Genomic DNA, 16,912 nt, shown 5'->3' with positions numbered 1-16,912 from the left:
AGATCCCTTTTCCACGGGAAAAGGGATCTGACCCCGATCACGCAGAAACGACGCAGACCCCAAAGAAAAACGCCCTCGAAGCAGCACTTCGAAGGCGATCTCCTTACTTGGTAGCGGGGGCAGGATTTGAACCTGCGACCTTCGGGTTATGAGCCCGACGAGCTGCCAGACTGCTCCACCCCGCACCGGAAGTGTTTGAACTGCTGCCCTGCTCTTTCGAGGGGGCTACCGCAACGATGTTCTGGCTGAACCGCTGCAGTGACAACTCAGGCTGCGCATATTACACGAATCGCGCAGCTTTGTGTCAACTTTTATGCAAGATGCGCAAATGCCTGCTGGCACCAGACCATGATCGGGTTCCAGGCCAGGCCCAAGGCCAGCAGCGCCAGGGCATTGACACCCAGCACCACACCCAGCACGCGGTCGTTGTTGCGCGGCATGGCCTCGCCCACCGGCTCATCGAAGTACATGACCTTGATGACGCGCAGGTAGTAGAAGCAGCCGACCACGGCGCACAGCACGCCCAGGATGGCCAGCCACAGCAGGCCGCCGTTGACGGCCGCGCCCAGCACGGCCAGCTTGGTCCAGAAGCCCAGGAACGGCGGGATGCCGGCCAGCGACGCCATGATGCACAGCACCAGGCCGGCCATCCACGGGTTGCGGGCATTGAGGCCCTTGAAGTCCTCGATGTTCTCGGCTTCAAAACCGGCACGCGACAGCGCGATGATCGCGCCGAAGGCGGCGGTCGACATGATGGCGTAGGCCAGTGCGTAGAACAGCGCAGCGGCATAGCCCTGTGCGCCACCACCGGCGATGCCCATCAGCAGGAAGCCGATGTGCGAGACGGTGGAGAACGCCAGCATGCGCTTGAGATTGCTCTGCGCGATGGCCATCAGGTTGCCGATGACCAGCGAGACTGCGGCCAGGCCGGCGATCAGCAGCTGCAGTTCGGTCGACAGCGGACCCACGCCCATTTCCAGCAGGCGGTAGGCCATGCCGAAGGCGGCCAGCTTCGGCGCCGAGCTGATGAACAGTGCGATCGGTGCCGGGGCACCCTGGTACACGTCCGGCAGCCACATGTGGAACGGTGCGGCACCCAGCTTGAAGGCGACGCCGGCGATCATGAACACCGCACCGGTGATCAGCAGCACGCGCTCTTCCGAGTGCGGGATGGCGTCACGGATGACGTCCAGGTGCAGGCTGCCGGTAGCGCCGTAGATCAGCGACATGCCGTACAGCAGCAGGCCAGAGGCCAGCGAGCCGAGCACGATGTACTTCATCGCCGCTTCCGAGGCCAGGCCGTTCTCGCGGTTGCTGGCGACCAGGGCGTAGGAGCACAGCGCCAGCAGTTCCAGGCCCAGGTAGACCATCAGCAGGCTGCCGGCCGACACCAGGATCATCATGCCGGCGGTGCCGAACAGGATCAGCACCGGGATCTCGCCCTGGAACAGGTTGCGCTCACGCAGGTAACGCCAGCCGTAGACCAGGGTCAGGCCGCTGAGCAGCACGATCCCGGTCTTCATCACGTCCGCGGCGGTATCGCGCACGAACATGCCATGGAAGACCTCGCCCTGCCCGCCCACGCCGGTGGCCAGCATGAACAGCACCACGGCCAGCGCAGCGAGCGAGAACAGGTGGGTGACGATCTTGTTCCGGTTGCTGACGAACAGGTCGAGGATCATCAGGGCGAAGGCGCTGCCGATCAGCACCAGCTCGGGAGCGAGCGGTGGCAGGTCAGCGGCGGTCAATGGCAGCAGCGGCGAGGTGGTCATCATCAAATCCTGGAATTACAGCAGCTTGCTGGATGCGATCTGCATCGCCAGCTTCGCGATCGAGGGCTCCATCAGGTCGGTCAGCGGCTTGGGATAGATGCCCAGGGCCAGCACGCCGATGGCGAACACGCCCAGCACCAGCCATTCGCGGCCGTTGATGTCCTTCAGTTCGGCAACATGGCTGTTGGCCACTTCACCGAAGAAGATGCGCTTGTACAGCCACAGGGTGTAGGCGGCGCCGATGATCAGGGTGGTGGCCGCGCCCAGCGCGATCCACGGATTGCGCTGGAAGGCCGACAGGATGACCATGAACTCGCCGACGAAACCGCTGGTACCGGGCAGGCCCGCGTTGGCCATGAAGAACAGCATGGCGAAGGTGGCGAACCACGGCATCACGTTGACCACGCCGCCGTAATCGGCGATGCGGCGGCTGTGCATGCGGTCGTACAGCACGCCGACACAGGAGAACATCGCGCCGGAGACGAAGCCGTGCGAGATCATCTGCACCATGGCGCCCTGCAGGCCCAGGCGGGCGGCATCGGCGTTGCCGGCTTCACGGACCAGCCACAGGGCAATGAAGGTGCCCAGGGTGACGAAACCCATGTGCGCGATCGACGAATAGGCGATCAGCTTCTTCATGTCGTCCTGCACCAGGGCGACCAGGCCAACGTAGATCACTGCGATCAACGACAGCGCAATCACCAGCCAGGCCCATTCCTGCGACGCGTCCGGGACGATCGGCAGGTTGAAGCGCAGGAAGCCATAGCCACCGATCTTCAGGGCGATGGCGGCCAGGATCACCGAACCGGCGGTCGGCGCTTCCACGTGGGCGTCCGGCAGCCAGGTATGGACCGGGAACATCGGCACCTTGACCGCGAAGGCGATCAGGAACGCGAAGAAGATCCAGGTCTGTTCCTTGGCCGACAGTGGCAGTGCATACAGGTCGGCCAGCTGGAAGCTGCCGCCCTTCATGTACAGGTAGATCAGTGCCACCAGCATCAGCACCGAGCCGAGGAAGGTGTACAGGAAGAACTTCAGCGCAGCGTAGATGCGACGCGGGCCGCCCCAGACACCGATGATCAGGAACATCGGGATCAGCATCGCCTCGAAGAACACGTAGAACAGCATCGCGTCCGTCGCCGCGAAGATACCGACCGTGACGCCTTCCAGGATCAGGAAAGCCGCCACGTACTGGTTCACGCGCTTGTCGATGGCGCTCCAGGCGCCGATCAGGGCAAGCACGCTGACCAGGGTAGTCAGCAGGATCAGCGCCACGGCAATGCCGTCCACGCCCAGGTTGTAGCCGATCTTGTACGCCGGGATCCAGGCATGGGTCTCGACGAACTGCAGACCGTCGATGCCCGCGTTGTAGCCGCTCAGCAGCGAGAGGCTCGCCACGAACGTCAGCACCGCTACGCCCAGCGACGCCCAGCGGGCGGTCTGCGCATCACGGATCGCAAGGATCAGGGCGCCACCGATGATCGGCAGCCAGATGAGGACACTGAGTAGAGGCCAGTTCGACACGTCTTCTTATTCCGTACAGGTCATCAACGCAGGTAATGCATCAGCACGCCCAGCAGGGCAATCAGGCCGATGATCATCGCGAAGGCGTAGTGATAGAGGAAACCGGATTGGGTACGACGCAGCACGCCGGCTGCAACGTCCACAACACGTGCCGAGAGATTGACCACGCCGTCGACGATGTTGCTGTCGATCCAGCGCGAGACCTTGCCCAGCTTGACGCTGCCACCGGCAAAGCCATCGATCCACAGCTTGTCGAAGCCGTACTTGTTTTCCAGCACCGACACCAGCGGAGCGAAGGTCTTGCGCGCCTTGCCCGACAGGTCCGGCTTCCACAGGTAGAACAGTGCGGCCAGCAGGAAGCCCGCAACGGTCAGCATGAACGCCGGAGCCATCATGCCGTGCAGCGCGAAGGCGACCGGGCCGTGGAACTCCTCACCCAGGAAGCCGATGGTGTTCTTGGCCGGATCGTAGAAGTCGACGATTCCGGTGAAGAACGTATGCGCCTGGCCCTTGATGGCATCGTGGGCATGATGGCCGGCCCAGTCGGTGCCGTACAGCATCGGACCGATGCTGAAGAAACCGATGGCGATCGACGGGATGGCCAGCAGGATCAGCGGCAAGGTCACCACCCACGGGGTTTCGTGCGGCTCATGCGGACCGTGGCCATGGCCGTGGTCATCGTGATGCGCATCGCCGTGGTGGGCGTCGGCGGCGTGGTGAGCGTCATGGCCGTGACCATGATCGTCATGATGCACGTCGCGGAAACGCTCCTTGCCGTGGAAGGTCAGGAACAGCAGGCGGAAGCTGTAGAAGCTGGTGACGATCACGCCACCCAGCACTGCCCAGTAGCCGTAGGTGGCCACCCAGTTGTCGGACAGGTGCGCGTGCAGCTCGGCGGCCTCGATGATGGTGTCCTTCGAGTAGAAGCCGGAGAAGAACGGCGTACCCACCAGTGCCAGCGTACCGATCCACATGGTGATGAAGGTGATCGGCATGTACTTGCGCAGGCCACCCATCTTGCGCATGTCCTGCTCGTGGTGCATGGCAATGATGACCGAGCCGGCACCCAGGAACAGCAGCGCCTTGAAGAAGGCGTGGGTCATCAGGTGGAACACGGCTGCCGAGTAGGCCGACACGCCCAGTGCAACCGTCATGTAGCCCAGCTGCGACAGCGTGGAGTACGCGACGACGCGCTTGATGTCGTTCTGCACGATACCGATCAGGCCGGTGAAGAACGCGGTGGTGGCACCGATGAACAGCACGAAGTTCAGCGCGGTCTGCGACAGCTCGAACAGCGGCGACATGCGGGTGACCATGAAGATACCGGCGGTCACCATCGTCGCGGCGTGGATCAGTGCCGAGATCGGGGTCGGGCCTTCCATCGAGTCGGGCAGCCACACGTGCAGCGGGACCTGGGCCGACTTGCCCATGGCACCAATGAACAGGCAGATGCAGATGACGGTAGCGATCGACCAGATCACCGGCTCGTTGAGCAGCTGCATGCCCAGGATCGTGCCGTCCCAGATCTGCAGCTGGGCGCGCGGATCAGCCAGCATGCCGGCCTGCGAGAACACCTGCGAGTAGTCCAGGGTGCCGAACACCCACAGCACGCCGGCGATGCCGAGCAGGAAGCCGAAGTCGCCGACGCGGTTGACCAGGAACGCCTTCATGTTGGCGAAGATCGCGGTCGGGCGCTTGAACCAGAAGCCGATCAGCAGGTACGACACCAGGCCCACCGCTTCCCAGCCGAAGAACAGCTGCAGGAAGTTGTTGCTCATCACCAGGGTGAGCATCGAGAAGGTGAACAGCGAGATGTAGCTGAAGAACCGCTGGTAGCCCGGATCGTCCTGCATGTAGCCGATCGTGTAGATGTGGACCAGCAGCGACACGAAGGTCACCACCACCATCATCATCGCGGTCAGCTTGTCGACCATGAAGCCGACGTGGGCCGAGTACTGGCCGACTTCGAAGAACGTGTAGATGTTCTGGTTGAACGGCTGTGCGCCGCCCCACAGCAGCTGGTAGAGCGTGTACATCGACAGGCCGCAGGCCACCGCGACGCCGAGGATGGTGATGGTCTGCGCGCCGAAGCGCTTGACCTGGCGACCGAACAGGCCGGCGATGATGCTGCCGAACAGCGGCGCAAGCACCACTGCGATCAACAGACTCTTGGAGAGAGTGATTTCCATCTGTGGATCAGCCCTTCAACGAATCGACTTCGCCGACATTGATCGTGCGGCGGGTACGGAACAGGGTCACCAGGATCGCCAGGCCGATGGCGGCTTCCGCGGCGGCGACGGTCAGGATGAAGAACACGAACAGCTGGCCGGACGGGTCGCCCAGCTGGCGCGAGAAGCCGACGAAGTTGATGTTCACCGACAGCAGCATCAGTTCGATCGACATCAGCAGGACGATGACGTTCTTCCGGTTGAGGAAGATGCCGGCCAGGCTGATGGCGAACAGCACCGCGCCAAGCGCAAGGATGTGGCCAAGGGTAATCACGGCTGGGTCTCCTCGCCGGTGGCCGGCTTGCTGTTGCTGTGCACGACCGGTGCTTCGGCACCCATCTTGACCATGCGCAGGCGCTGGCCGGCCTTGACCATGGTCTGCTCGCCCGGGTTCTGGCTCTTGACGCCGGTACGACGGCGCAGGGTCAGCATGACGGCGGCAACCACGGCCACGGTCAGGATGACGGCGGCGAACTCGAACGGCAGCAGGTACTCGGTGAACAGCGTGCGTGCCAGCCAGGTGATGTTGGAACTGTCGGCGGCGACCGCAGCGGCGTTGTCGGCCGGGAACGGCGTAACCGAGCGTGCCTTGACGCCGATCAGGATCAGCATCTGCGCCAGCATCGCCACCGCGACGATGAGGCCGACCGGCAGGTAGCGCACCCAGCCCTCACGCAGCTTGGTGGGGTCGATGTCCAGCATCATCACCACGAACAGGAACAGCACCATCACCGCGCCGACGTAGACCAGCACCAGGGCCACGCCGAGGAACTCGGCCCCTACCAGCAGCCACACGCAGGCAATGGAGAAGAAGGTCAGCACCAGGCAGAGCACGGCGTGAACCGGGTTGCGCACGCTGATCACCGCACCGGCCGAAACCGTTGCCGCGATGGCGAACACCCAGAAAGCGATATTTACCCAATCCATCTCTCGACCTCAGCGGTAAGCGGCATCGGCGGCACGACGCTCGGCGATCTCGGACTCGAGACGGTCGCCAAGGGCCAGCAGCTGCGGCTTGGTAACGATGTTTTCGCCACGGTTCTCGAAGTGGTACTCGAGGATGTGGGTTTCGACGATCGAGTCCACCGGGCAGCTTTCTTCGCAGAAGCCGCAGAAGATGCACTTGAACAGGTCGATGTCGTAGCGGGTGGTGCGGCGGGTGCCGTCCTCGCGCTTGGCCGAGTCGATGGTGATGGCCAGGGCCGGGCACACCGCTTCACACAGCTTGCAGGCAATGCAGCGCTCTTCGCCGTTGGGATAACGGCGCAGGGCGTGCAGGCCACGGAAGCGCGGCGACTGCGGGAACTTCTCCATCGGGTACATCATCGTGTACTTCGGCTTGAAGCTGTACTTCAGCGTCAGCCAGAGGCCGGCCAGCAGTTCGAGCAGCAGCAGGCTCTTGAAGTAATGGGTAATCCTGTTCATCACTTAGACGCCCTTTTGAATCACGCCGAAGAACACCATGACGGCGGTAACCGCGATCCACAGAATGGCCAGCGGGATGAAGACCTTCCAGCCCAGGCGCATGATCTGGTCATAGCGGAAGCGCGGGAAGCTGGCACGGAACCAGATGTAGGCACTGGCGAAGAAGAACACCTTGACGAACAACCACGGTGCACCGCCCTTCCAGATCCAGTCGACCAGCGGCGAGACATTGCCGAAATCGACCCAGCCCTGGACCGGGCTCAGCCAGCCGCCGAGGAAGAAGATCGAGATCAGGAAGCTGATCAGGATCATGTTCGCGTATTCGGCCAGGAAGAACAGGGCGAAGGCGCCGCCGGAGTACTCGACCATGTGGCCGGCAACGATTTCCGACTCGCCTTCCACCACGTCGAACGGCGCACGGTTGGTTTCAGCCACGCCCGACACCCAGTAGATGACGAACAGCGGGAACAGCGGCAGCAGGAACCAGTCGAAGAAGCCGGAACTGCCGGCCTGCGCCATCACGATGTTGCTCAGGTTCAGGCTGCCCGAGGCGATCATCACGCCGACCAGGGCGAAGCCCATGGCGATTTCGTAGCTGATCATCTGCGCCGAGGCACGCATCGCACCCAGGAACGCATACTTCGAGTTGGATGCCCAGCCGGCCAGGATGATGCCGTAGATGCCCAGCGAGGTCATCGCCAGCAGGTACAGCAGGCCGGCGTTGGCATTGGACAGCACGATCTGCGAATCGAAGGGCACCACCGACCAGGCCGCGAAGGCCGGGGCCAGGGTGATCAGCGGGGCCAGCAGATAGATCGCCTTGTTGGCACTGCTCGGCTGGACCACTTCCTTGAACAGCAGCTTGAAGACGTCGGCGAAGGCCTGGAAGATGCCCATGCCCACGTACATCGGGCCATGACGGACGTGCATCCAGCCGATCAGCTTGCGTTCCCAGACCACGTAGAAGGCCACCGAGATGATCACCGGCACGGCGATCACCAGGATCTTCAGGATGATCCAGATCAGCGCGCCGATGTCACCGAGGCCCAGCAGCCACTGGTGCAGCGGGTCGACCGCGTTCAACAGCAATTCGTTCATGCAGCCACCACCGATACGCGAGCGGCACCCAGCGGCGCGGTCGCGCCGTGGCCCGATTCAATCCAGACCGAACCCGCAGCGACGCGGGCGTCGACCACCACCGGCAGGGTGGCCTTGCCGGCGTCGGTGCCGACCTTGGCCATCTGCCCTTCCTGCAGCTGCAGGCGAGCGGCATCTTCTGCGTTCAGCACGATACGCGGGGCGTTGTTGAGCGGATGCGACTGCAGTGCCGGCGCGCGACGGACCACCGCATCGGTGCGGTAGATCGCGGCGGTCGAAGCCACTTCCAGGCCTTCACCGGCAACTGCCGGCTGCGCCGAAGCAGCGACGGTGACCGACACCGGGGCCAGGCTGGCACGCAGGCCGGCCAGGTCGGTGAAGTCGAAACCGGCCAGGGCCATGTCGCCGCCCAGTGCGCGCAGCACGCGCCAGCCTTCGCGGGCCTCGCCCGGCAGCTTGCCGCCGGCACGGGCCGACTGCTCGCGACCATCGAGGTTGGTCAGGGTGGCATCGATTTCCGGCAGCGCACCGATCGGCAGGATCACGTCGGCAACGTCGCGGGTCGAGGCGCAGGCGAACTGGCTGAAGGCCACCACCTGGGCACCGGCCAGCGCCTTGCGGGCGGCCGGGGCGTCGGCGAAGTCCAGGCCCGGCTCAAGGCCGTACACCACGTAGGCCTGGCGCGGCTGCGCCAGCATCGCGGCGACGTCCTTGCCAGCCGGCAGCACGCCGGCGCGGGTCAGGCCAACGGCGTTGGCGCCCTGCGGGATGCGGCACAGCTTGGCACCGGTAGCGGCAGCGAAGTCACGCGCGGCAGCGCGGATCGCGGCAGCCTGCGGGTGGTTCTCGGCGATGCCACCAACGATCAGCACGGTGTTGTTGCCGCCCTGCACTGCCGAACGCAGCTCGGCGTTGGCCAGCGCGTCGACGAACTTCGACGGGGCAACGATCTGCTTGCCGGCGACACTGAAGGCGAAGTCGAAGTCCACCGGATTGACGACGTGGATCTTCGCGCCCTTGGTGGTCTGCGCCTTGCGCAGGCGAGCGTGCAGCAGCGGCAGTTCGTGGCGGATGTTGCTGCCCAGGACCACGATGCGGTCGGCGCCCTCGATCTCGGCCAGCGGCAGGCCGAATACTTCGGCGGTTGCGGCGTCGGAGAAATCGCGGTTGTTGATGCGGTGGTCGATGTTGCCCGAGCCCAGGCCCTTGGCCAGGCGGGCCAGCAGTGCGCCTTCCTCGTTCGAGGTCGACGGGTGCACCAGCACGCCCAGGTTGTCGCCCTGGTTGGCCTTGAGGATTTCGGCGGCCGCGGCCAGGCCCTCGGCCCAGCTCACTTCCTTCCACTCGCCGTTGACCTTGCGCAGCGGCTTGACCGCACGGTCTTCGCTGTACAGGCCCTGGTGCGAGTAGCGGTCACGGTCGGACAGCCAGCACTCGTTCACGGCTTCGTTGTCGCGCGGCACGGTGCGCAGCACTTCGCCGCGACGCACGTGCAGGAACAGGTTCGAACCCATCGCATCGTGGTAGCCCAGCGACTCGCGCGCGGTCAGTTCCCACGGGCGGGCGCGGAACTGGAACACCTTGTTGGTCAGCGCGCCGACCGGGCAGACGTCAACGACGTTGCCGGACAGCTCGGTGGTCAGCGGCTTGCCGTCGAAGGTACCGATCTGCAGGTTCTCACCGCGGTACATGCCACCCAGTTCGTAGGTACCGGCAACGTCGGCGGTGAAGCGGACGCAGCGGGTGCACTGGATGCAGCGGGTCATCTCGGTGGCGACCAGCGGACCCATGTCCTCGTCAGGCACCACGCGCTTGCGCTCGTTGAAGCGGCTGACCGAACGGCCATAGCCCAGCGACACGTCCTGCAGCTCGCACTCGCCGCCCTGATCGCAGATCGGGCAGTCCAGCGGGTGGTTGATGAGCAGGAACTCCATCACCGAGCGCTGGAACTTCAGTGCCTTCTCGCTGCGGGTGGCGACCTTCATGCCATCCATCACCGGGGTGGCACAGGCCGGCGCCGGCTTCGGCGACTTCTCCACGTCCACCAGGCACATGCGGCAGTTGGCGGCGATCGGCAGCTTCTCGTGATAGCAGAAGCGCGGAATGGAGATGCCGGCCTTGTCGGCGGCCTGGATGATCATCGAGCCCTTGGGCACGACCAGCGACTTGCCATCGATCTCGATGGTGACGTGATCGGGTGGGACGCTCGGATTTACGGGTTGCGCGCTCATGCAGCGGCTGCCTCCACCTTCTTGCCGTCAACCATCGAATGACCGTTGACGATGTAGTACTCGAACTCGTCCCAGAACTGGCGCAGGAAGCCCTGGATGGGCCATGCAGCCGCTTCGCCGAACGCACAGATGGTGTGGCCTTCGATCTGGCCGGCCACTGCCTTCAGCTGGTGCAGGTCTTCCATCGTGGCCTTGCCGGCGACGATGCGCTCCAGCACGCGGTGCATCCAGCCGGTGCCTTCACGGCAGGGGGTGCACTGGCCGCAGGATTCCTTGTGGAAGAACTGGCTGATGCGGCAGGCGAACTTGACGCAGCAGACGCTGTCGTCGAGCACGACGATCGCGCCCGAACCCAGGCCGGAGCCCAGTGCGCGGATGGTGTCGTAGTCCATCGGCAGGCCCTTCAGTTCGGCTGCGGTCAGCACCGGCATCGACACGCCGCCCGGGATCGCGCCCTTGAGCTTGCGGCCCGGACGCAGGCCACCGGCCATCTCCAGCAGGTCATCGAAGGTGGTGCCCAGCGGCACTTCGAAGTTGCCGCCGTTCTGCACGCAGCCGGACACCGAGAAGCACTTCGGGCCGCCGTTGGCGGTCAGGCTCAGGCCCTTGAACCACTCCGGGCCGTTGCGGATGATCGCCGGCACCGAACCATAGGTTTCGGTGTTGTTGATCGTTGACGGCTTGCCGTACAGGCCGAAGTTGGCCGGGAACGGCGGCTTGTAGCGCGGCTGGCCCTTCTTGCCTTCCAGCGATTCCATCAGCGCGGTTTCTTCGCCGCAGATGTACGCGCCGGCGCCCAGCGCGCCGTAGATGTCGATGTCCACGCCGCTGCCGAGGATGTTCTTGCCCAGCCAGCCGTTCGCATAGGCGTCGGCCAGGGCCTGCTCGAAGTGCTCGAACGGCTCGTGGTGGAATTCACCGCGCAGGTAGTTGTAGCCCACGGTCGAACCGGTGGCGTAGCAGGCGATCGCCATGCCTTCCACGACCGAATGCGGGTTGTAGCGCAGGATGTCGCGATCCTTGCAGGTGCCCGGCTCGGATTCGTCCGAGTTGCAGAGGATGTACTTCTGCATGTTGCCCTTGGGCATGAACGACCACTTCAGGCCGGTCGGGAAGCCGGCGCCACCGCGGCCGCGCAGGCCCGAGGCCTTGACCATCTCGATGACCTGCTCCGGCGGGATCTTCTCTTCGAGGATCTTGCGCAGGGCAGCGTAGCCACCGGTCTTCAGGTAGCTTTCGTACGACCACGGGGTGTCGTAATGCAGGGTGGTATAGACCACCTGGTGCGGCAGCGGCGCGGGGCCGACCGGACCCTTGGATTCGTGGTGATGTGCCATGCCCTTACTCCAGCCCGTCCAGCAGCTCGTCGACCTTTTCCAGGGTCAGACGCTCATGGTAGTGACCGTTGATGACCATCATCGGCGCGCCACCGCAGCCGGCCAGGCACTCTTCCTCGCGCTTGAGGTAGACGCGGCCGTCAGGGGTCGATTCACCGTGCTTGATGCCCAGCTTCTTCTCGCAATGGCGCACGATGTCCTCGGCGCCATTGAGCCAGCAGCTGATGTTGGTGCAGATGGCCACGTTGTTGCGGCCCACCTTCTCGGTCTCGAACATCGAGTAGAAGCTGGCGACCTCGTAGGCCCACACCGGCGGCAGGTCCAGGTACTTGGCCACGCCGGCGATCAGTTCGTCGGTCAGCCAGCCCTGGTTCTGCTCCTGGGCCGCATGCAGGCCCTGCAGCACGGCAGAGCGCTTGCGGTCCGGCGGGAACTTGGACAGCCAGTGATCGATGTGAGCGCGGGTCTTGTCGCTCAGCACCACCATCGGGTCGACGTCGCGCGCCGCCTCGAAATTACCTGTCGCCTTCATCGGCCGACCTCAGCGAAATGCATAACGTGAAATTCCAGAAACTGCGGCGCCGGCTTGCGCCGGCTGCCTGCAGCGGGCGTTGGCGTGGCGGACGGCATTACCGGTCAACCTCGCCGAACACCAGGTCGTAGGTGCCGATCATCGCCACCACGTCAGCCAGCATGTGGCCGCGCACGACCGAATCGATCGAGGACAGGTGGGCGAAGCCCGGCGCACGCAGGTGCACGCGGAACGGCTTGTTGGCGCCATCGGAGACCAGGTAGCAGCCGAATTCACCCTTCGGGGCTTCCACCGCCGAGTAGGTCTCGCCGGCCGGCACGCAGTAGCCTTCGCTGAACAGCTTGAAGTGGTGGATCAACGCTTCCATGTCGTCCTTCATGTCCTCGCGCCTGGGCGGAGCGACCTTGAAGTTCTTCACCATCACCGGGCCCGGGTTGGCCTTCAGCCACGCCACGCACTGCTTGATGATGCGGTTGGATTCGCGCATTTCGGCAACGCGGACCAGATAGCGGTCGTAGCAGTCGCCTTCCTTGCCCAGCGGGATGTCGAAATCGACGGCATCGTACTTGGCGTACGGACGCTTCTTGCGCAGGTCCCAGGCAATGCCCGAGCCGCGCAGCATCACGCCGGTCATGCCCCACTGGTGGGCCAGTTCGGGAGTGACCACGCCGATGCCGACGGTACGCTGCTTCCAGATACGGTTGTCGGTCAGCAGGGTTTCGTATTCGTCGATGCGCTTGGGGAACTCGACGGTGAAGTTCTCCAGGAAGTCCAGCAGCGAGCCTTCGCGCGAAGCATTGAGCTGCTTCAGCGCCTTGCCCTTGTGCCAGCGCGATTCCTTGTACTTCGGCATGTGGTCCGGCAGGTCGCGGTAGACACCGCCCGGACGGTAGTACGCCGCGTGCATGCGCGCACCGGAAACCGCTTCGTAGCAGTCCATCAGCTCTTCGCGTTCGCGGAAGGCGTACAGCATCACCGCCATCGCGCCCAGGTCGAGCGCGTTGGAGCCCAGCCACATCAGGTGATTGAGGATGCGGGTGATTTCATCGTACATGGTGCGGATGTACTGGGCACGCTCCGGCGCCTCGATACCCATCAGGGTCTCGATCGCGCGCACGTACGCGTGCTCGTTGCACATCATCGACACGTAATCCAGGCGATCCATGTAGCCGATCGACTGGTTGAACGGCTTGGACTCGGCCAGCTTCTCGGTACCACGGTGCAGCAGACCCACGTGCGGGTCGGCGCGCATGATGGTTTCACCGTCCATTTCCAGGATCAGGCGCAGCACACCGTGAGCGGCCGGATGCTGCGGGCCGAAGTTCATGGTGTAGTTGCGGATTTCCTGCCGGCTCTCGGCGGCGTTGCTGGCGAATGCTTCGCCGGCCTGGTGTACGTGGCTCACTTCACTGCCTCCTGCGCGCGCTCACCTTCTGCGGTCTGCAGACGGGCGTCGTCGCGGATCACGCGCGGCACGCCGACGCGCGGCTCCACCGAGGTGACCGGTTCGTAGATCACGCGCTTCTTTTCTTCGTCGTAGCGGACTTCGACATTGCCGATCAGCGGGAAGTCCTTGCGGAACGGATGGCCGACGAAACCGTAGTCGGTCAGGATCCGGCGCAGGTCCGGGTGGCCTTCGAAGATCACGCCGTACAGGTCGAACGCCTCGCGCTCGAACCAGTTCAGGCCCGGCCAGATGCCGGTCAGCGAGGACACCACCGGCAGTGCTTCGTCAGGGGCGAAGCAGCGCAGGTGCATCATCAGGTTGTGCTGGTAGGAACGCAGCTGCGCGACCACCGCAAAGCGCTGGGTCGGCATGTGCTGCGGGCGGGCACCGTCGGCACCGTTTTCCTCGGTGGGGAACTCGCCCCACGCGAAGCGGCCCTGGGCCTTGCCTTCGACGCCTCGGCTGAAGCCCTGCGAGGACACGTCAGCGGTGTCCCATTCGTCGGAGCCATAACCGAGGTAGTCGACGCCGCACAGATCCACGGCCTGCTCGAAACCAAACTCGTCACGCAGCGCCAGGGCGGTGGCGTGCCACTCGGCGGCAGGCACTTCCAGCGTCACTTCGCCGCGGGGTTCGACCACGATGACTTTCGCACCAGCGAAACGTGCGGAGAGTCGGTCGATGAAGGATGCTTGCTCTGCCATGGGGGCTTGGCGCGCTCTAGTCAGGTGAATGGGTCAGCGGGCGATGGTCTGTGTACGCCAGATCTTCTTCTGCAGCTGCAGGATCCCGTACACCAGCGCCTCGGCGGTCGGCGGGCAGCCCGGGACGTAGACGTCCACCGGCACCACGCGATCACAGCCGCGCACCACAGAATAGGAGTAGTGGTAGTAGCCGCCACCGTTGGCGCAGCTACCCATCGAGATGACCCACTTCGGGTCCGGCATCTGGTCGTAGACCTTGCGCAGCGCCGGGGCCATCTTGTTGACCAGGGTGCCGGCCACGATCATCACGTCGGACTGACGCGGCGACGGGCGGAACACCACGCCGTAGCGGTCCAGGTCCAGGCGCGCGGCGCCGGCATGCATCATCTCGACCGCACAGCAGGCCAGGCCGAAGGTCATCGGCCACATCGAGCCGGTGCGCGCCCAGTTCAGCAGTGCGTCGACGCTGGTGGTGACGAAGCCCTTTTCCAGCAGCGGGTTGTCGCCTTCCGGCCGCAGGATGTCATCAACCCGGCCTTCCGGCGACGGGTTGTTCATGAGGCCATCGAGAGTCTGAATCACTCCCATTCCAGCGCTCCCTTCTTCCAGACGTAAATGAAACCGAGGAACAGCATGCCGACGAACAGGCCCATGGTGACCAGCGAACGGGCGCCCAGTTCCATGAAGACCTGGGTCCACGGCACGATGAAGATGATTTCCAGGTCGAAGACGATGAACTGGATCGCGATCAGGTAGTAGCGCACGTCGAACTTCATGCGCGCGTCTTCGAAGGCTTCGAAGCCGCACTCATACGGTGACAGCTTTTCCAGATCGGGGCGGCGGGGACCGAGGAATCGACCAACCAGCATCAGCGTAACGCCGATACCGGTGGCAACGATCAGAAACAGCAGAGACGGCAAATATTCGGCCAGCACAGCGATTCTCTCTTGCCTCTGCCGCCGCGCCTGCAGGCGCTTTGGCATGGGGGAGTGGACGGGAACCTGCCTGGCGCCTTGCGCGCCAGACGAACCCGCTTTACTTACAAATGGTGCCCAAGAGGGGACTCGAACCCCTACGACTTGCGTCGCTACCACCTCAAGGTAGTGCGTCTACCAATTCCGCCACCTGGGCAAACGATCACATCAGACTATCTTTCCGATGCGCCGCGTATTGTAACCGGCTTCAGTCTTTCTGGGAGCCTTCCGAAGGCTTTTCTTCACCAGAAACCGAAGATTCCGCCTGAGCCGGCACATTCGCGGCCGGAACCGGGGCTGCCGGGACCGCATCGGCCTTCGGGACGGCCGGCAGCTCGCCCGCCGGAGCCGCCGGAGCAGCCGCTGCCGGGGCGGACATCAGACCCAGATCCTGGTCGGCTGCCGGACGGGTGCCGTGACCGGCATACCAGGCCATGAAGAGGCTGATGCCAAAGAACACGACAGCCAGCCACTTGGTCGACTTGGACAGGAAGTTCGAGGCGCCACGCGCACCGAACACCGTACCCGAGGCACCAGCACCAAAGCCCGAACCTGCCGCCGCACCCGAGCCACGCTGCATCAGGATCAGCGCGATCATGGCCACAGCGACCAGCACGTAGACGACATTGAGGATCAACATCAGCATTGGAAACCGCCCTCGGACAATACTTCTAGGATTAGTTCGCGGCCGCCGCCCGTGCGATGGCCAGGAAGTCCGCGGCCACCAGGGAGGCGCCGCCGACCAGCCCACCATCGACATCCGGCTGCGCGAACAGTTCCCCGGCATTGTCGGGCTTCACGCTACCGCCGTAAACAATGGGCAGTGAATCGGCGATTCTAGCATCGATACGCGCGACTTCGCCACGGATGAACGCGTGCACCTGCTGCGCCTGCTCCTTGCTGGCGGTACGGCCGGTGCCGATGGCCCAGACCGGCTCGTAGGCGACCACGGCGTTGGCGAAACCGGCCGCACCGACCAGTTCCAGTACCGGCGCCAGCTGGCTGGCGATGACCGTTTCGGTCTGCCCGGCCTCTCGCTGTTCCAGGGTCTCGCCCACGCACAGCACCGGCACCAGGCCGGCGTGCTGGGCGGCGGCGAACTTGCGCGCGACCAGCTCGCTGCTCTCATGGTGGTACTGGCGGCGCTCGGAATGGCCGACCAGGCCATAGCGGGCCCCAACCTCGACCAGCATGGCCGCGCAGACCTCGCCGGTGTAGGCGCCCTTCTCGTTGCTGCTCACGTCCTGCGCGCCGAAGGCCAGGCCGGTCTCGCCGAAGTCCTCGACCAGCTCCCCCAGGTAGGGCAGCGGCGGCAGGATCACCACGTCCACGCCCTCCAGCGGCAGCCCGGCGGCCACCTGCCCCAGCAGTTCATTGGCGAATTGACGGCTGCCATGCAGCTTCCAGTTTCCGGCGACGATCTTGCGGCGCATGAGCGGGTGGCTCCTGTGTGAAGTCAGCCGGTCATGATACCCGCTACGGCAAAAATCCGTTTCCGTGTAAGCGGTTACATGGATTTTCAGCCAACGGCGCAGCCCCTCGTGGCGGGGGTTAGGTTGGTCGCGGAGAGCCCGGTTGGATCTGCGGCTTGGCCGGGCGGGTGGGACTGCGCAGGGGGCGCTGCAAGTACGTCCATGTAA

16 protein-coding genes and 2 tRNA genes are annotated in these 16,912 nt (G+C 64.4%); all 18 read right to left on the bottom strand.

Features of this window, described 5'->3' with window-relative positions; all coding sequences use genetic code 11:
• Nucleotides 1–108: 108 nt before the first annotated feature.
• Nucleotides 109–185, bottom strand: a tRNA-Met gene (locus tag HMPREF3114_RS20345).
• A 126-nt stretch (nt 186–311) separates the two neighbouring features.
• Nucleotides 312–1,772: an NADH-quinone oxidoreductase subunit NuoN gene (nuoN, locus tag HMPREF3114_RS20340; protein WP_005417915.1), complete on the bottom strand. Its 1,461-nt coding sequence runs from the start codon at nt 1,770–1,772 to the stop codon at nt 312–314.
• A gap of 15 nt (nt 1,773–1,787) precedes the next feature.
• On the bottom strand, nt 1,788–3,296 hold the full coding sequence (locus HMPREF3114_RS20335) for an NADH-quinone oxidoreductase subunit M (protein ID WP_005410452.1): 1,509 nt from the start codon (nt 3,294–3,296) through the stop codon (nt 1,788–1,790).
• Nucleotides 3,297–3,319: 23 nt separating this feature from the next.
• Nucleotides 3,320–5,485: an NADH-quinone oxidoreductase subunit L gene (gene nuoL, locus HMPREF3114_RS20330; RefSeq protein WP_053500855.1), complete on the bottom strand. Its 2,166-nt coding sequence runs from the start codon at nt 5,483–5,485 to the stop codon at nt 3,320–3,322.
• Nucleotides 5,486–5,492: 7 nt separating this feature from the next.
• A complete protein-coding gene (gene nuoK, locus HMPREF3114_RS20325; RefSeq protein WP_005417921.1) occupies nt 5,493–5,798 on the bottom strand; it encodes an NADH-quinone oxidoreductase subunit NuoK in 306 nt (101 codons plus the stop codon).
• Nucleotides 5,795–6,451: an NADH-quinone oxidoreductase subunit J gene (locus HMPREF3114_RS20320; protein WP_005417923.1), complete on the bottom strand. Its 657-nt coding sequence runs from the start codon at nt 6,449–6,451 to the stop codon at nt 5,795–5,797. The genes nuoK and HMPREF3114_RS20320 overlap by 4 nt, the downstream gene beginning before the upstream one ends.
• A gap of 9 nt (nt 6,452–6,460) precedes the next feature.
• Nucleotides 6,461–6,949 (bottom strand): NADH-quinone oxidoreductase subunit NuoI, encoded by a 489-nt coding sequence (gene nuoI / locus HMPREF3114_RS20315; RefSeq protein WP_005417924.1) that lies wholly within the window; start codon nt 6,947–6,949, stop codon nt 6,461–6,463.
• A gap of 3 nt (nt 6,950–6,952) precedes the next feature.
• The gene (nuoH, locus tag HMPREF3114_RS20310; protein ID WP_021202065.1) at nt 6,953–8,047 is read right to left on the bottom strand and encodes an NADH-quinone oxidoreductase subunit NuoH; all 1,095 of its coding nucleotides are present in this window, start codon (nt 8,045–8,047) and stop codon (nt 6,953–6,955) included.
• Nucleotides 8,044–10,278 carry an NADH-quinone oxidoreductase subunit NuoG gene (gene nuoG / locus HMPREF3114_RS20305; protein ID WP_053500857.1) on the bottom strand — a complete coding sequence of 745 codons (2,235 nt, stop codon included), beginning with the start codon at nt 10,276–10,278 and terminating at the stop codon, nt 8,044–8,046. The genes nuoH and nuoG overlap by 4 nt, the downstream gene beginning before the upstream one ends.
• Entirely contained in the window at nt 10,275–11,615 is a 1,341-nt protein-coding gene (gene nuoF / locus HMPREF3114_RS20300) for an NADH-quinone oxidoreductase subunit NuoF (RefSeq protein WP_005417934.1), read from the bottom strand. Before nuoF ends, nuoG begins: the two co-directional genes overlap by 4 nt.
• A gap of 4 nt (nt 11,616–11,619) precedes the next feature.
• Nucleotides 11,620–12,147 carry an NADH-quinone oxidoreductase subunit NuoE gene (gene nuoE, locus HMPREF3114_RS20295; RefSeq protein WP_005410460.1) on the bottom strand — a complete coding sequence of 176 codons (528 nt, stop codon included), beginning with the start codon at nt 12,145–12,147 and terminating at the stop codon, nt 11,620–11,622.
• Between the two features lie 97 nt (nt 12,148–12,244).
• Nucleotides 12,245–13,552, bottom strand: a complete 1,308-nt coding sequence (locus tag HMPREF3114_RS20290) for an NADH-quinone oxidoreductase subunit D (RefSeq protein ID WP_005417935.1) — start codon at nt 13,550–13,552, stop codon at nt 12,245–12,247.
• Nucleotides 13,549–14,298, bottom strand: a complete 750-nt coding sequence (locus HMPREF3114_RS20285; protein WP_005410462.1) for an NADH-quinone oxidoreductase subunit C — start codon at nt 14,296–14,298, stop codon at nt 13,549–13,551. The genes HMPREF3114_RS20290 and HMPREF3114_RS20285 overlap by 4 nt, the downstream gene beginning before the upstream one ends.
• Nucleotides 14,299–14,331: 33 nt before the next feature.
• On the bottom strand, nt 14,332–14,886 hold the full coding sequence (locus tag HMPREF3114_RS20280; protein ID WP_005417936.1) for a NuoB/complex I 20 kDa subunit family protein: 555 nt from the start codon (nt 14,884–14,886) through the stop codon (nt 14,332–14,334).
• Nucleotides 14,877–15,233, bottom strand: a complete 357-nt coding sequence (locus HMPREF3114_RS20275; RefSeq protein ID WP_005417937.1) for an NADH-quinone oxidoreductase subunit A — start codon at nt 15,231–15,233, stop codon at nt 14,877–14,879. The genes HMPREF3114_RS20280 and HMPREF3114_RS20275 overlap by 10 nt, the downstream gene beginning before the upstream one ends.
• 111 nt (nt 15,234–15,344) lie before the next feature.
• Nucleotides 15,345–15,429, bottom strand: a tRNA-Leu gene (locus tag HMPREF3114_RS20270).
• A gap of 51 nt (nt 15,430–15,480) precedes the next feature.
• On the bottom strand, nt 15,481–15,918 hold the full coding sequence (gene secG, locus HMPREF3114_RS20265) for a preprotein translocase subunit SecG (protein WP_005417938.1): 438 nt from the start codon (nt 15,916–15,918) through the stop codon (nt 15,481–15,483).
• Nucleotides 15,919–15,949: 31 nt separating this feature from the next.
• Nucleotides 15,950–16,705, bottom strand: a complete 756-nt coding sequence (gene tpiA / locus HMPREF3114_RS20260; protein ID WP_053501155.1) for a triose-phosphate isomerase — start codon at nt 16,703–16,705, stop codon at nt 15,950–15,952.
• Nucleotides 16,706–16,912: the final 207 nt, after the last annotated feature.

The organism is Stenotrophomonas sp. HMSC10F07 (assembly GCF_001807895.1).
In the GTDB taxonomy this organism is placed as follows: domain Bacteria; phylum Pseudomonadota; class Gammaproteobacteria; order Xanthomonadales; family Xanthomonadaceae; genus Stenotrophomonas; species Stenotrophomonas sepilia.
This window is presented reverse-complemented; position numbering and strand designations above follow the sequence as displayed.

Coding starts and splice junctions, on each gene's coding strand:
- nuoN (WP_005417915.1), bottom strand. CDS start 1,772: ATGACCACCTCGCCGCTGCTGCCATTGACCGCCGCTGACCTGCCACCG.
- nuoL (WP_053500855.1), bottom strand. CDS start 5,485: ATGGAAATCACTCTCTCCAAGAGTCTGTTGATCGCAGTGGTGCTTGCG.
- HMPREF3114_RS20320 (WP_005417923.1), bottom strand. CDS start 6,451: ATGGATTGGGTAAATATCGCTTTCTGGGTGTTCGCCATCGCGGCAACG.
- nuoI (WP_005417924.1), bottom strand. CDS start 6,949: ATGAACAGGATTACCCATTACTTCAAGAGCCTGCTGCTGCTCGAACTG.
- nuoH (WP_021202065.1), bottom strand. CDS start 8,047: ATGAACGAATTGCTGTTGAACGCGGTCGACCCGCTGCACCAGTGGCTG.
- nuoG (WP_053500857.1), bottom strand. CDS start 10,278: ATGAGCGCGCAACCCGTAAATCCGAGCGTCCCACCCGATCACGTCACC.
- nuoF (WP_005417934.1), bottom strand. CDS start 11,615: ATGGCACATCACCACGAATCCAAGGGTCCGGTCGGCCCCGCGCCGCTG.
- nuoE (WP_005410460.1), bottom strand. CDS start 12,147: ATGAAGGCGACAGGTAATTTCGAGGCGGCGCGCGACGTCGACCCGATG.
- HMPREF3114_RS20285 (WP_005410462.1), bottom strand. CDS start 14,298: ATGGCAGAGCAAGCATCCTTCATCGACCGACTCTCCGCACGTTTCGCT.
- HMPREF3114_RS20280 (WP_005417936.1), bottom strand. CDS start 14,886: ATGGGAGTGATTCAGACTCTCGATGGCCTCATGAACAACCCGTCGCCG.
- secG (WP_005417938.1), bottom strand. CDS start 15,918: ATGCTGATGTTGATCCTCAATGTCGTCTACGTGCTGGTCGCTGTGGCC.
- tpiA (WP_053501155.1), bottom strand. CDS start 16,705: ATGCGCCGCAAGATCGTCGCCGGAAACTGGAAGCTGCATGGCAGCCGT.